The organism is Streptomyces sp. CA-251247 (assembly GCF_050952975.1).
Classification (GTDB): Bacteria; Actinomycetota; Actinomycetes; order Streptomycetales; family Streptomycetaceae; genus Streptomyces; species Streptomyces achmelvichensis.
The window spans coordinates 7,471,813-7,484,533 of record NZ_CP191861.1 but is presented as its reverse complement, the minus strand read 5'-3'; the positions used below and the strand labels follow the sequence as shown (position 1 = coordinate 7,484,533).

The following is a 12,721-nucleotide window of genomic DNA, read 5'->3' as shown; positions in this document are numbered from 1 at the left end:
CCCCGGGAGGGGCTCCCCGGACAGAGGGAGACCACCATGAAGTACATGCTGCTCATGCAGTTCAGCGCGGACATGCAGGACGCGCTGCCGCCGATCACCTCCTGGTCCGCCGACGAGGTCAAGGCCCATATGGCCTTCATGAACGAGACCAATGAGCAGCTCACGGCCAGCGGCGAGCTGGTCGACGGCCAGGGGCTGGCCATGCCGGAGACGGCCAAGATCGTCCGGGGGCACGGCGGCGGGGCGCCGGTGGTGACCGAGGGCCCCTTCCCGGAGACGAAGGAGTTCCTCGCCGGCTACTGGATCGTGGACTGCCCGACCCCCGAGCGCGCCGTCGAGATCGCAGCCGCCGTGTCGGCCGCTCCCGGCCCCGGCGGAGCGCCCCTGAACATGCCGATCGAGGTGCGGCAGGTGATGTCGGCCCCGCCCGTCGACCTGTAGGAAGGAGCGGTCGGGCCCGTCCCCCGGGCCCACCGCCGCCCGGCCGATCGACGCCCATCAAGGACAGGGACCACGACGCTGACCGACCCGACCGAGTCCGTGAGCGACCTGCTGCGCCGTCTGGCGCCGCAGGTCGTCGGCGTGCTCACCCGGCGCTACGGCGACTTCGAGACGGCCGAGGACGCGACCCAGGAAGCTCTGCTCGCGGCCACGCACCAGTGGCCGGAGGAGGGGGTGCCGCGCAATCCGCGGGGCTGGCTGATCAAGGTCGCGCAGCGGCGGATGACCGAGCAGGTCAGGAGCGAGCAGGCCCGCCGCCGCCGGGAGGAACTGGTCGCCGCGCAGAACCCGGCGGACCGGCGGACCGCGCCGGCTGCGGACACCGCGCACGGTGCGGACCATGACGACACGCTCATGCTGCTCTTCCTGTGCTGCCACCCCGCGCTGTCGCCCGAGGCGGCGATCGCGCTCACGCTGCGTTCCGTCGGGGGACTGACGACCGGCGAGATCGCCCAGGCGTTCATGGTTCCGGAACCCACCATGGGCCAGCGGATCAGCCGTGCGAAGCAGCGCATCAAAACGTCGGGGATCCCGTTTCGCATGCCGGACCGCGAGGAGTGGCCGGACCGGCTGGACGCGGCCCTTCAGGTGCTGTACCTGATCTTCAACGAGGGTCACACGAGCAGTACCGGCCCGGATGTCCGGCGCGTCGAGCTCTCGACCGAAGCGATCCGGCTGACACGTGCCGTGCATGCCCAGCTCCCCGACGACGGCGAAGTGACCGGACTGCTGGCCCTGATGCTGCTGAACGACGCGCGCGGACCGGCACGGACCGGCCCCGCCGGTGAACTGATCCCCCTGGCCGAACAGGACCGCAGCCTGTGGGACGCCGACGCCGTCGCCGAAGGCGTCGCCCTGATCACCGCGGCACTGCCCCGCGGCCCGGTCGGCCCGTACCAGGTGCAGGCGGCGATCGCCGCGGTGCACGACGAGTCGCCGACGGCCGAGGAGACGGACTGGCCGCAGATCCTCGCGCTGTACGGCGTGCTGGAGCGCATCTCGGCCAACCCCTTCGTCGTACTCAACCGGGCGGTCGCCGCCGCCATGGTGCACGGCCCCGACGCCGGTCTGGAGGTACTGGAGGATCTGTCGTCGGACGCGCGGCTCAAGGACCACCACCGGCTGTACGTGGTGCGCGCCCATCTGCTGCGAATGGCCGGGGACCGGGAGGGGGCAGTGGCGAACTACCGGGCCGCCGCCAACCGGACGGCGAGCCTCCCGGAGCGGAACTACCTCACCATCCAGGCGGCCGAACTCGCGGCGGAGGGCGAAGGCGGACCCGCGCAGGGGCGCTCGTAGGCGCGAACAGGTACGGGGCCACGACCTCGTTTCTCAGGATGCCGCCCGATCACCCTTCCGTGAGGCACCCGTCGTCCCGGAACACCCGTTCGCTTACGATCTCTCCGCGCCTCGCCGCAATCTTCGGCACCGGAACGCTTCTCAGATGCTGAAGCGCTCCTTCGCCAGCAGCGGGCGCACCCGTGAGCTGAACCCGCCCGTGGTGAAGGGCTGTTGGAGCAGTCCCGGGCGCAGCTCCTGAGCCAGGGCCGCGGCGATCATGCCCTGGTCGAGTGCCAGGACGAAGTCGCTGACGCGGCCGGTGCGGACGTTGACGGAGTCACGGAAGCCGTAACCGTCGTCGTACGCGCCGAAGTCCCGGTCGATGGCGCGCAGATTGGCGAGGGCGTCCCGTCGGGCGTAGGGCAGGGCCAGGAAGGAGGCGTGCGGGGTGACCACGCCGTTGGTGTACGCAGATGCCGGCGGCAGCGGTTCGCCCGGGGTGACGTACGTGCGGTCGGTGTTGGAGGCGTAGCCGTCGGTCTGCATGCCGATGGCGTCGACGCCGTACTCCTGGTAGCCGCCCTCCGGCACGTTGCACGGGGAGAACCCCCAGTAGCCGTACCGTGCCTCGGAGAGGCCGTGCTCGATGTGGGAACGGACGAAGCGGTGGTGGGTGGTGCCCCAGGACCGCGGTGACCAGGAGGCCTCCGGGACGAAGAGCGGCACCATCAGCGCCTCGAACATCGAGCCGCCCCAGGTCGGGATCAGCTTCCGCCCGCGGTAGGTGTAGTGCCCCTGCCTGAGCCGGACGCCGTCGACGGTGTCGTACGCGCCCTGCGGCATCTGTTCCTGCTCGTGCTCGGGAAGCATGGTGCGCAGCATGTGCCAGTAGTGCCCGCCCGGCAGCGAACCGTCCGCGATGCCGAGGTAACTGGCCATCCGGGGCTCGGTGTTGAGGGCGCCGTAGTGGTGCGCGGTCGGCTCCCCCGTGTCCGTCCAGAAGCCGCCGCGCAGCTGGCCCGGTCCGGCCACCGGGTCGGCGGGGTCGTACGGCGTGTAGAAGTACGACCAGTCCGCGGTGGCGAGGAGCCGGGCGATACGGCTGCGCAGCCGCGGCTCGGCGGATGCCGCGATGCGCAGTCCGGTGACCAGCCAGGCGTTGTCGACGGAGGACAGGAAGGGCCGGACCGGGTCTCCGGTGCCGGGCCAGCTCGTCAGGACCGAACCGTCGTGCGCGTCGTACCAGTTGAGCCAGAACCCGTGATGGCGTTCCAGTTTCTCGACGGAGGCGACGGTGCGGGTGAGGCGGCGGTGCAGCGTGTCGCTGTCGATGACGCCCAGGCCGGCCGCGGCGACGGTGGCCCACAGTCCGCACCCGATGTTCGTCGGGGACGTGTTCTGCGAGACGACGGGGCCGCCTGCCCGGCTGAGGTCGAGCGTGTCGGCGGCCAGACCGATGTCGGTCGTCATGGCCTCGATCGACCGGTAGGTGTCGCGGAACCAGCGGCGCAGCAGCGCCGTTTCGGGCTCCCGCCGGCCGGCGGCGGTGGCGCTGCCGGACGAGGTCAGGGAGAGGGCGGCGGCCCCGGCCCCTGCGGTGGTGGCTGCGAGGAACGAACGACGGTCCATGCGGATCCGGCTCCTGAAGTCTGGGGACTGGGAGAGGTGGGTGTTCGTACGGGCGTGTCGGTCCGGCGAGTCCGCCGGTGAGCCGGCGGGCGGCGCGGGAGAAGCGGGGGACGGGCGGATGTCAGGGTCCGCCCGTCCCCGGTCCGTACCGGGCGGTGCTGCCCGGTGGCGCGGTGTCCGGCAAGGGGGATGCCGGGTGCGGTGTCAGCGGCAGTGCAGAGCGGGCTGTCAGCCTTCGCCGCGCGGGAGTTCGCGGCTGCGGCCGAGTCCGCCGAGCCAGACCGCGGACGGCTTGGCGGTGCGGGCGAACGTCTCGGGGTCGACGGCGATGAGGCCGAAGGTGGGCCGGTACGAGCCCCATTCGTAGTTGTCGAGTGCGCTCCAGGCGAGATAGCCCCGGATGTTCAGGCCGTCCTCGATCGCCCGGGCCACTTCGTTCAGCGCGCCGGTCAGGTAGTCGACGCGGCGTGTGTCGTCCGCCGTAGCGATGCCGTTCTCGGTGACGACGAGCGGCACGTCGCCGACGATGCCGGCGGTGTGACGCAGCGCGTGTCCGACAGCCGCCGGGTAGTACTCCCACTGCGTGAGCGTGCGTTCGGCGTCCTCGGCGGCGGGGATCGGTCCGTCGGCGCCGATGCGTGTACGGGTGTAGGACTGCACGCCGACCCAGTCGTCGTCCCGCGCGGCCTCCAGGAACACGTCCTCGCGCGGGTGGCGGTAGGCCGCCGTGACCTCCTCGGCGCCGGGCAGCGCCTGGTAGACCTGGTTGGCGACCGTCCAGCCGACCTTGATCTGCGGGTTGAGGGCCCGGACCTCCTTGACGGCGGCGCGGTGCGCCTCGATGACCGCCCAGGTCGTCTCCTCGTCGGGGGTGGGAAGTCCGGCCGGCGGGAAGCCCACGTCGCCCGCCTTGGCGGCTCCCGCCATCACGGCGATCATGTTGGGCTCGTTGATGGTGCACACGTACGGCACACCCTCGGCGATCACCGGTGCCGTCGCGGCCACGTAGCGGGCGAACAGGGCGACGGCCCCCTCGGCCGTCCAGCCGCCCCGCTCGTCGAACCACTGCGGAACGGTGAAGTGGTGCAGCGTGACCATCGGGCGCAGCCCGCGGGCGATCGCACCGTCCACCATGCGCCGGTAGTGGGCGAGTTCGGCGCGCGAGAAGTGGCCGGGCGCGGGTTCGATCCGGGCCCATTCGATGCTGAACCGGTAGTCGGTGAACCCGAGTCCGGCCAGCAGGTCCATGTCCTCGTCCCAGCGGTGGTAGCTGTCGCAGGCGTCGAGGCTGGGCTCCTCGATGTGCGAGGTACCGCCCTGCTCCTTGTGCCACCAGTCGCTGTTGGTGTTGTTGCCCTCGATCTGGTGGGCGGCGGTGGAGGCGCCCCACAGGAAGCCGTCGGGGAAGGGGGTGGTGCTGTGCGTCATCGTGAGAACTCTCCGGTACGGACGGTGGGGGGAATCGGGGGGCGCCGGGCGGCTCTACTTCATGCCCGCGGTCGCGATGCCCTGGGTGAAGTGGCGTTGCAGGGCGATGAACACGATCAGGACGGGCAGGACGACCAGGAACGATCCGGCCATGAGCATGCCGTTGGAGCCCGCCGACTTGTTCGGGTCGGTCGCGAAGGTGGCCAGTGCGACCGGCAGCGTGTACTTGCCTGGGTCGTTGGTGGCGATCAGCGGCCAGACGAAGTTGTTCCACGAGCCGAGGAAGGTCAGGATCGACAGGGTCGCGAGGGCGGGTTTCACCAGCGGCATCACGATCCGCCAGAAGATGAACCACTCGCCGGCCCCGTCGAGCCGGGCCGCCTCCAGCAGGTCGTTGGGGATCGACAGCATGAACTGCCGCATGAGGAAGACCCCCACGGCGCCCGCGGCGAACGGCAGCACCAGTCCGGCATAGGAGTCGATCAGCTGAAGCCTGCTCATCAGGACGAAGAGCGGCAGCAGCATCAGATTGCCCGGCACCATCAGCGCGCCGAGGACGATCGCGAAGACCTTGCTGCGGCCGCCGAAGTCCAGCTTGGCCAGCGCGTAGCCGAGCATCGAACAGAAGACGAGGTTGCAGACGGTCACGAGCACGGCGACGATCACCGAGTTCATGAAGTACAGCGGCATGTCGAGCCGGTCGAGCAGCTCGGTGAAGTGGTGGAACGTCCACTCCGTCGGAATCCAGACGGGAGGACTGGCGGTCAGTTCGCGGTCCGTCTTGAAGGCGGACAGGACCATCCACAGGAACGGCGCCGCCATCACCAGCAGGCCCGCGGACACGACGACGTAGACCGCCGGCCTGCGGAGGCGGGAGGCGCCTCGGATGCCCGTTGCCCGGGTGCCGCTCATGACGTGTTGTCCTTCAGCAGTCGGAGCTGGAGCACCGTGACGGCCATGATGACCACGAACAGGACGTACGCCATGGCGCTCGCGTAGCCCATGTGGAAGAAGTTGAAGCCCTCGCGGTACATGTGCAGAGAGACGGTGAGCGTGGAGTCCGACGGGCCGCCCTGCGTCATCACGAACGGTTCCTCGAAGACGTTGAGGTAGCCGATCGTGGTGATGACGGACGCGTACAGCGTGGTCGGCCGCAGCAGGGGCACGGTGATCCGCCGGAGCTCCTGGAAGGGTCCCGCGCCGTCGAGCCGCGCGGCCTCCCGTACTTCGGTGGGGATGGCCTGGAGCCCGGCGATGAACAGCACCATCACGGTGCCGAGGTTCCGCCAGACCGCCATCGCGATGAGCGACGGCATGGCGAGCGTCTCCGACCCCAGGAAATCGGGTGCGGTGAAGCCGGCTTCGGCGGCGAGTCCGGCGATCAGGCCGTCCGTCGGGTCGAGGACGAAGCGCCATACGACGGCGACGGCGACGATGCTCGTGACGACGGGCGCGTAGAAGCCGACGCGGAAGAAGGTCCGGGCGCGGTCGATGCCGTTGTTCAGCAGGACGGCGACGAGCAGGCCGAGAAGCACCGTCACCGGGACGCCGACGACCACGAAGTACGCGGTGTTGAACAGCGCCTCGAGGAACTTCTCGTCCTCGAACAGCTTGGCGTAGTTCTCCAGGCCGATGAACTCGGCGTCGAGCGGGTGGGTGACGTTGCGCAGCCCGAAGTCGGTGAAGCTCATGAGGAGCGTGGCGACGATCGGGAACGCCATGAACACGGCGAACAGCACGAGGAAGGGGGTGGAGAACAGCCACCCGGCGGCGTTCTGCCTGCCGAGGCGGCGCGGCGGCCCGCCGGCCGGGACACGCCCGTCCGCCGGTCCGCTCCGCTTGCCGGCCGTCTTCGCGGCCGGTGTGGTCGTGGTACTCATGGCTATCGCGAGACCAGGTCCTCGACACCGGACTGGGCCTTGCCGGCGGCCTCCTGTCCGGAGGCCTTGCCCTGTGTCACCGACTCCAGGGCGGTGTCGACCGAGGCGGAGATCTCCGACCAGGTGGGCAGGGTGGGTGTGGACTTCGCGGTCTTCATCTGCTGGAAGAACACCTTCATGCCGGGGTCCTCCGCCAGTTCGCCGGAGGACCAGGCGGCGAGGTTGGCCGGGAGGTCGTGAGTACGGCGGTACCAGTCGGCCTGCGCCTGGGCGCTGGTGAGATGGGCGACGAACTCCTTGGCGGCGGCCTTGTGTTCGCTGTCCTTGGAGATCACCAGGCTGGAACCGCCGGCCATCGAGGTGGAGGACTTTCCGGTCGGCACATTCGCGACCGCCCACTTGCCCTCGAGGTCCGGGTACTGCTCGTCGATCAGGGTCCTGATCCACGGGCCGGAGAAGAACATCGGGACGTTGCCGGTGTTGAAGTCCTTCAGCGGGTCGTATCCGGGCTGCACGCTCTTGGTGCTGAGGCCCTTGTCGAAGAAGGCACCGTACTGCTCGAAGGCGCCGACCGCGGCAGGGCTGTTCACCACGGCCTTGCCGTTCTCGTCGACGATCTCACCGCCCGCCGAGTACAGGAACGGGTAGAAGCTCTGGACGGTGTCCAGACCACGGGGCTGGAGGTAGATGCCCCACTTGGTCTTCGCCTTGTCCTGATACGCGGACGCCATGCTCTCCAGCTCGGCGAAGGACGCCGGGGGCTTGCCGACCCCCGCCTTCTGCGCGAGGTCGGTGCGGTAGTACAGGACGCGGGTGTCCACGTACCAGGGAACGCCGTAGACCTCGCCGTCGACGACACCCTGCTCCCAGCCGGCGGGGAAGAAGTCCTTCTTGTCGAAGGTCTTGGTGTCCACCGGTTCCAGCACACCGAGTTCGGCGAACTCGCCCATGTACGTGCTGCCCATCTGCATCACGTCCGGCAGCGTCCCGGCGGCGGCCGCGGAGACGAGCTTCTGGTGGGCGACGTCCCAGCCGATCGGGGTGACCTTGACGTCGATCTCGGGGTTGGCCTTGGTGTACTCCGCGGCCACCGCGCCGAGTTTCTCGCCCTCGGCTCCCATCGCCCAGACGGTCAGTGTCTGTTCGGCGTCGGCGGCGACTCCCTCACCTCCCGACCCGCATGCGGTGAGTCCGCAGGCCAGCGAGATCGCCAGGGCGGCCGAAACGGTTCGAGCGGTGCGGTGCATGGACGGCTCCTCCTTGAGCTCCGCAATGTATGCGCAGTCTGTAAGCGCATACATCACTCTCATGCAGCCTTTCCGGCCACCGCAAGAGGGGCTCAGGTCACGTTCTCGCAACGGGCGCGACACCGGCGGGTGCCCGTCGAAGGCTAAGCGGAGGATTTGCGGAACGAAAGCGGCAGACAAGATTCCGCACGCTGGGCGCGGTACGGAGCGGCGTCGCCGGAGCGCCATGAGACTCGGCCGATGAGCCGGGAGCGCTCGCTACGGGCGCGCGGTGTGCGGGATACACGTGTCCACGGCATGCGGGATGTTCAGCTCCGCGACGTGCGGAACGTGGTGGTGTGCCGGACGGGCAGCGTCGCCGGATGCGCAGAGTCGCGGTGTACCGGATGCACGGCTGCGCGGCACGCGGAGCATCGCGGCGTACGGGTCGGGCAGGGCCGAGCTGTGCGGGATGCACCGCGTTTGCCGTGCGAAAGGCCGGCCCCTGCTACCCCCGTACCACCGGCCCGTTCAGCCGCACCCGCAACTCGCGCGCCGGGCCAGGGAGACCGGGAGGACCATCGACACGGGAGGACTGTCGCGGTCGCCCGTCAGGCGTCGGACCAGCAGGTCCACCGCCTCCTCGCCCAGGCGGCGCATCGGCTGCCGGACCGTCGTCAGGGCGGGCCGGACCAGCCGGCCGAGCGGAATGCCGTCGAAGCCGGTGACCGCGATGTCCTGCGGCACCCGGACACCCCGGCGTTCCAGCGCGCGCAACGCCCCCACCGCCATCTGGTCGTTGGCGAAGAGCAATGCCTGCGGGCGCTCCCCCGCCCGGTCGAGCAACGCGTCGGCGGCGCGCTCGCCCTCCGGCTGCGTCATCATCGGGGCGCGCAGGTCCGGAGCGTCGGGCACCGGCAGACCGGCCTCCGCGCACGCCTCCCGGAAGCCCCGGAAACGCGCCTCGGCGTCCGGCGAATGCTCCTCGCTCCCGACGAAGGCGAGCCGGGTGAGGCCGTGGTCCCGGATGAGATGGCGCGCCAGTTCCCGCTCGCCGTCCGTGTTGGCCACCTCGATGTGGTCGAGGTGGTCGATCTCGCGCGGTCCCGCCAGCATCACCACCGGCAGCCGTCGCGAGATCAGCTCCAGGTCCTCGGTCGGTACGGTCCGGGCCAGGACCGCGAAGCCGTCGACCCGCCCGGCCACCTTCGCGACCAGGCTCTCGGGCCCGCCCTCCAGCGATGCCGCGATCAGCAGCGCGTATCCGTGCCGCCTGGCCGCCCGCTCCATACCGCGGATGATCTGGTCGGAGTAGAGCATCACGGCCGAATCGTCGTACTCGTCGTCCGACTCGCCGCCGCTCTCCGCGGCCGGGTCGGCGTAGTCGGGGAAGCAGAGGCCGAGTACGCCGGTGCGCCGGCTGGCCAGTCCGCGCGCGTTTCCACTCGGTACGTACCCGAGGGCCCGGGCCGCCTCCAGCACGCGGTCGCGGGTCTGGGCCCGGACGGAGTCAGGATTGCGGTAGACCCGCGAGACCGTGGCGATCGAGACGCCCGATCGTTCGGCGACGTCGTACACCGTGGGGGCACTCACCCGACCGACCGTCCATTCACAGCTCGACACCCAGGCGCTTTCCTGGGAACCGACCCCGGTGAAAGCGCATTCACAGTAGGCCGCGACCCGGTGTACGGGCAAGGCGGTCCCGCGGCGGCGCCGTCGGGGCGCGGTGCGGCGCGCCGCGGGACATCCGGGGGAAGCCGGAAGAACCGGCGCAGGTGGAGCGCGAGGACCGTCGCCCGTCGTCAGGTGGGATCGGTCCTCCCCCGGGAGGCCGCGGTCCGTCGGCCGTCACCACGCGGCCGAGTGCAGAGGTGAGGACCGACGGCGGCACCCGGTGATGGCCCGCTGCACGGCGAGCCGCACCATGCGCCCGAGGCTTTGCCGGGATCACGGTGCGGTGACACCCCGACCGGAATGGTCCAGACCTATTGACGCACTGGTCTAGTCCTCTTAATCTCTGCGTCACCTGCGCGGATCCGGTCCCCCGCGGTGCGCACCTCCGGGGACCAACTGCACCCATCCCCATGCCAGTTGTTGTGCGAGGCCGATCAACCCTGCGCCCCGGCGGGTGCAGGGGGACCCCCACCGGGAGGATCCGACCGTGCTGTCCCTCACCCGTACCAGAGCATCGCTGCTCGCAGCCGGCGCAGCCGCCGCCGCGCTGCTCGCCGGCTCACTCTCCTCAGGCGTCTCCCACGCCGCCGCCCAGGAGTCCTGTCGACCCGACGGGCTCTACGCGACCCCGGGCGTCGACGTCCCCTACTGCTCCGTCTACGACGCCGAGGGCCGGGAGAAGATGGGCGCGGACCACCAGCGCCGCGTCATCGGCTACTTCACCGGCTGGCGCACCGGCAAGGACGGCACTCCCGCCTACCTCGCCTCGGACATCCCGTGGAACAAGGTCACCCACATCAACTACGCCTTCGGGCACATCGACTCCGCCAACCGGCTGTCCGTGGGCGCGGACACCCCGGCCAACGCCGCCACCGGGCTGACCTGGCCCGGGGTCGCCGGGGCCGAGATGGACCCCACCCTGCCCTACAAGGGGCACTTCAACCTGCTGACGAAGTTCAAGAAGCAGCACCCCGACGTGAAGACACTGATCTCCGTCGGCGGCTGGGCCGAGACCGGCGGGTACTTCGCCGAAGGCGGCGAGCGGGTGAACTCCGGCGGCTTCTACTCGATGGCCACCAACGCCGACGGTTCGGTGAACCAGGCCGGCATCGACACCTTCGCCGACTCCGCCGTCACCTTCATCAAGAAGTACGGGTTCAACGGCGTCGACATCGACTACGAGTACCCGACATCGATGAAGGACGCCGGGAACCCGCTCGACCACCAGTTGTCCAACGCCCGTCGCGCGGGCCTGGTCAAGGGCTACGCGGCGCTCATGAAGTCCCTGCGTGAGAAGCTCGACCGCGCGGGCGCCGCGGACGGCAGGCACTATCTGCTGACCGTGGCCGCGCCCTCGTCCGGCTATCTGCTGCGCGGCATGGAGACCTTCCAGGTCCAGAAGTACCTGGACTACGTCAACATCATGTCGTACGACCTGCACGGCGCCTGGAACGAGTACGTGGGTCCCAACGCCTCCCTGTTCGACGACGGCAAGGACGCCGAACTGGCATCCGCCGGTGTGTACTCCACCTCCCAGTACGGCGGCATCGGATACCTCAACACCGACTGGGCGTACCACTACTTCCGCGGCTCGATGCCCGCCGGCCGCATCAACATCGGTCTGCCGTACTACACCCGCGGCTTCAAGAACGTGCAGGGCGGCACCGACGGGCTCTGGGGCAAGGCGGCCACCACCACCTGCCCGGCGGGGTCGGCGCTGACCAAGTGCGGTGACGGGGCGGTGGGCATCGACAACCTCTGGCACGACAAGGACACGGCGGGCAACGAGTCCCCGGCCGGCTCCAATCCCATGTGGCACGCCAAGAATCTGGAGAAGGGCGTGGTGGGCGACTACGTCACCACGTACGGCTTCCCGGCGAACACCACGCTGACCGGCACCTACGCCCGCAAGTACGACGCGACCCTGGTCGCGCCCTGGCTGTGGAACGCGCAGAAGAAGGTCTTCCTGTCCACCGAGGACGAGCAGTCGGTCGCCGCCAAGGCGGACTATGTCGTCGACCGCGGCATCGGCGGCACGATGATCTGGGAGCTCGCGGGCGACTACGAATGGAACGCCGCCAAGGGGCAGTACGAGACCGGTGACACGCTGACCACCGCGATGTACGAGAAGTTCCGGACCGCCGCTCCGTACGGCTCCACAAGGGCCGCGACCGCTCTGCCCACCGAGGCGGTCGCGGTGGATGTGGACTTCGGCCAGTTCCCCCTCGGCGACTCCAACTACCCGATCAGTCCCAAGCTCAGGATCACCAACAACACGAAGACGGCGCTGCCCGGGGGCACGGAGTTCCAGTTCGACTACGCCACCTCGGCGCCCGCCAACGCCAAGGACCAGTCCGGCTTCGGCACCACGATCGTGCGCAGTGGTCACAGCGGCAGCAACATCGGCGGTCTGAAGGGCGACGTCAACCGGGTGTCGCTGAAGCTGCCGGCCTGGCAGACCCTGGCGCCCGGCGCGTCCGTCGAGCTGGACTTCGTGTACTACCTGCCGACGTCCACCCCCTCGAACTGGACGGTGACGTTCGGCGGCAGGACCTACGGGCTGGCAGGCGATCTGACGCGCGGTACAACGGTGGTCGAGCCGGGGTCGGGCACCGGACCGAGCCCGGACCCCTCCCCGGACCCGACCGATCCGGGCGGTCCGGGCGGTCCGGGCGGTCCGGGCGCCTGCACGGCGCCCGCGTGGAGCTCGACCACCGAGTACGGCAACCCGACGACGGTGACCCACAAGGCGCACCAGTGGAAGTCCAAGTGGTGGACGAAGGGCGAGGAGCCCGGCACCACCGGGGAATGGGGTGTGTGGCAGGACCTCGGCGCCTGCTGACCCCCTCGACCGACTGAACCCGCGGCCCCGGCGGCACAGTTTTCTCCTGTGCCGCCGGGGCCCCGTCCATTAGCACAGTGCTCTGTGCCAGGGGGCGAAACGGCAGGGGGACGGCCGGATCTTCGCGAACCGGCCACCTTTCGGACAACGAATGACGACTTGAGGGTCCTCAGACAACCGGTTCGGGCGTCCTGCGTTCTGACAGGTCGGCCAGGCTCCGATCAGAACCGATCGGGTCATTCCGCTGGCTCTTGAGGACG

At 69.8% G+C, this 12,721-nt stretch carries 9 protein-coding genes; 3 read left to right on the top strand and 6 right to left on the bottom strand.

The window, feature by feature from the left end; genetic code table 11:
* The first annotated feature begins 36 nt into the window (after positions 1–36).
* Both ACQPWZ_RS33365 and ACQPWZ_RS33360 read left to right on the top strand, forming a co-directional pair.
* Entirely contained in the window at positions 37–441 is a 405-nt protein-coding gene (locus tag ACQPWZ_RS33365; RefSeq protein ID WP_340477136.1) for a YciI family protein, read from the top strand.
* Between the two features lie 99 nt (positions 442–540).
* Entirely contained in the window at positions 541–1,800 is a 1,260-nt protein-coding gene (locus ACQPWZ_RS33360) for an RNA polymerase sigma factor (RefSeq protein ID WP_433573280.1), read from the top strand.
* A 141-nt stretch (positions 1,801–1,941) separates the two neighbouring features.
* Here ACQPWZ_RS33360 and ACQPWZ_RS33355 read toward each other — a convergent pair whose 3' ends face one another.
* The 6 genes from ACQPWZ_RS33355 to ACQPWZ_RS33330 all read right to left on the bottom strand — a co-directional run bounded on the left by ACQPWZ_RS33355 (position 1,942) and on the right by ACQPWZ_RS33330 (position 9,538).
* Positions 1,942–3,411: a glucoamylase family protein gene (locus ACQPWZ_RS33355; RefSeq protein WP_433573279.1), complete on the bottom strand. Its 1,470-nt coding sequence runs from the start codon at positions 3,409–3,411 to the stop codon at positions 1,942–1,944.
* Between the two features lie 228 nt (positions 3,412–3,639).
* Entirely contained in the window at positions 3,640–4,839 is a 1,200-nt protein-coding gene (locus ACQPWZ_RS33350; RefSeq protein ID WP_433573278.1) for a glycoside hydrolase family 1 protein, read from the bottom strand.
* A 54-nt stretch (positions 4,840–4,893) separates the two neighbouring features.
* Complete coding sequence (locus ACQPWZ_RS33345) at positions 4,894–5,751, bottom strand: carbohydrate ABC transporter permease (RefSeq protein ID WP_433573277.1); 858 nt, start codon at positions 5,749–5,751, stop codon at positions 4,894–4,896.
* A complete protein-coding gene (locus ACQPWZ_RS33340) occupies positions 5,748–6,719 on the bottom strand; it encodes a carbohydrate ABC transporter permease (RefSeq protein WP_433573276.1) in 972 nt (323 codons plus the stop codon). The genes ACQPWZ_RS33345 and ACQPWZ_RS33340 overlap by 4 nt, the downstream gene beginning before the upstream one ends.
* Before the next feature lie 2 nt (positions 6,720–6,721).
* The gene (locus ACQPWZ_RS33335; RefSeq protein WP_433573275.1) at positions 6,722–7,966 is read right to left on the bottom strand and encodes a sugar ABC transporter substrate-binding protein; all 1,245 of its coding nucleotides are present in this window, start codon (positions 7,964–7,966) and stop codon (positions 6,722–6,724) included.
* 510 nt (positions 7,967–8,476) lie between these two features.
* Positions 8,477–9,538, bottom strand: coding sequence for a LacI family DNA-binding transcriptional regulator (locus tag ACQPWZ_RS33330; protein ID WP_340477130.1), 1,062 nt, complete (start codon positions 9,536–9,538; stop codon positions 8,477–8,479).
* Between the two features lie 568 nt (positions 9,539–10,106).
* On the opposite strand from ACQPWZ_RS33330, the gene ACQPWZ_RS33325 reads away from it, so the two are divergent.
* Positions 10,107–12,461, top strand: coding sequence for a chitinase C-terminal domain-containing protein (locus ACQPWZ_RS33325; protein WP_433573274.1), 2,355 nt, complete (start codon positions 10,107–10,109; stop codon positions 12,459–12,461).
* Positions 12,462–12,721: the final 260 nt, after the last annotated feature.

Bases quoted from the DNA above. Each gene is read 5' to 3' on its own strand.
- ACQPWZ_RS33345 (WP_433573277.1), bottom strand. From the start codon at position 5,751: ATGAGCGGCACCCGGGCAACGGGCATCCGAGGCGCCTCCCGCCTCCGC.
- ACQPWZ_RS33350 (WP_433573278.1), bottom strand. From the start codon at position 4,839: ATGACGCACAGCACCACCCCCTTCCCCGACGGCTTCCTGTGGGGCGCC.
- ACQPWZ_RS33365 (WP_340477136.1), top strand. From the start codon at position 37: ATGAAGTACATGCTGCTCATGCAGTTCAGCGCGGACATGCAGGACGCG.
- ACQPWZ_RS33335 (WP_433573275.1), bottom strand. From the start codon at position 7,966: ATGCACCGCACCGCTCGAACCGTTTCGGCCGCCCTGGCGATCTCGCTG.
- ACQPWZ_RS33355 (WP_433573279.1), bottom strand. From the start codon at position 3,411: ATGGACCGTCGTTCGTTCCTCGCAGCCACCACCGCAGGGGCCGGGGCC.
- ACQPWZ_RS33340 (WP_433573276.1), bottom strand. From the start codon at position 6,719: ATGAGTACCACGACCACACCGGCCGCGAAGACGGCCGGCAAGCGGAGC.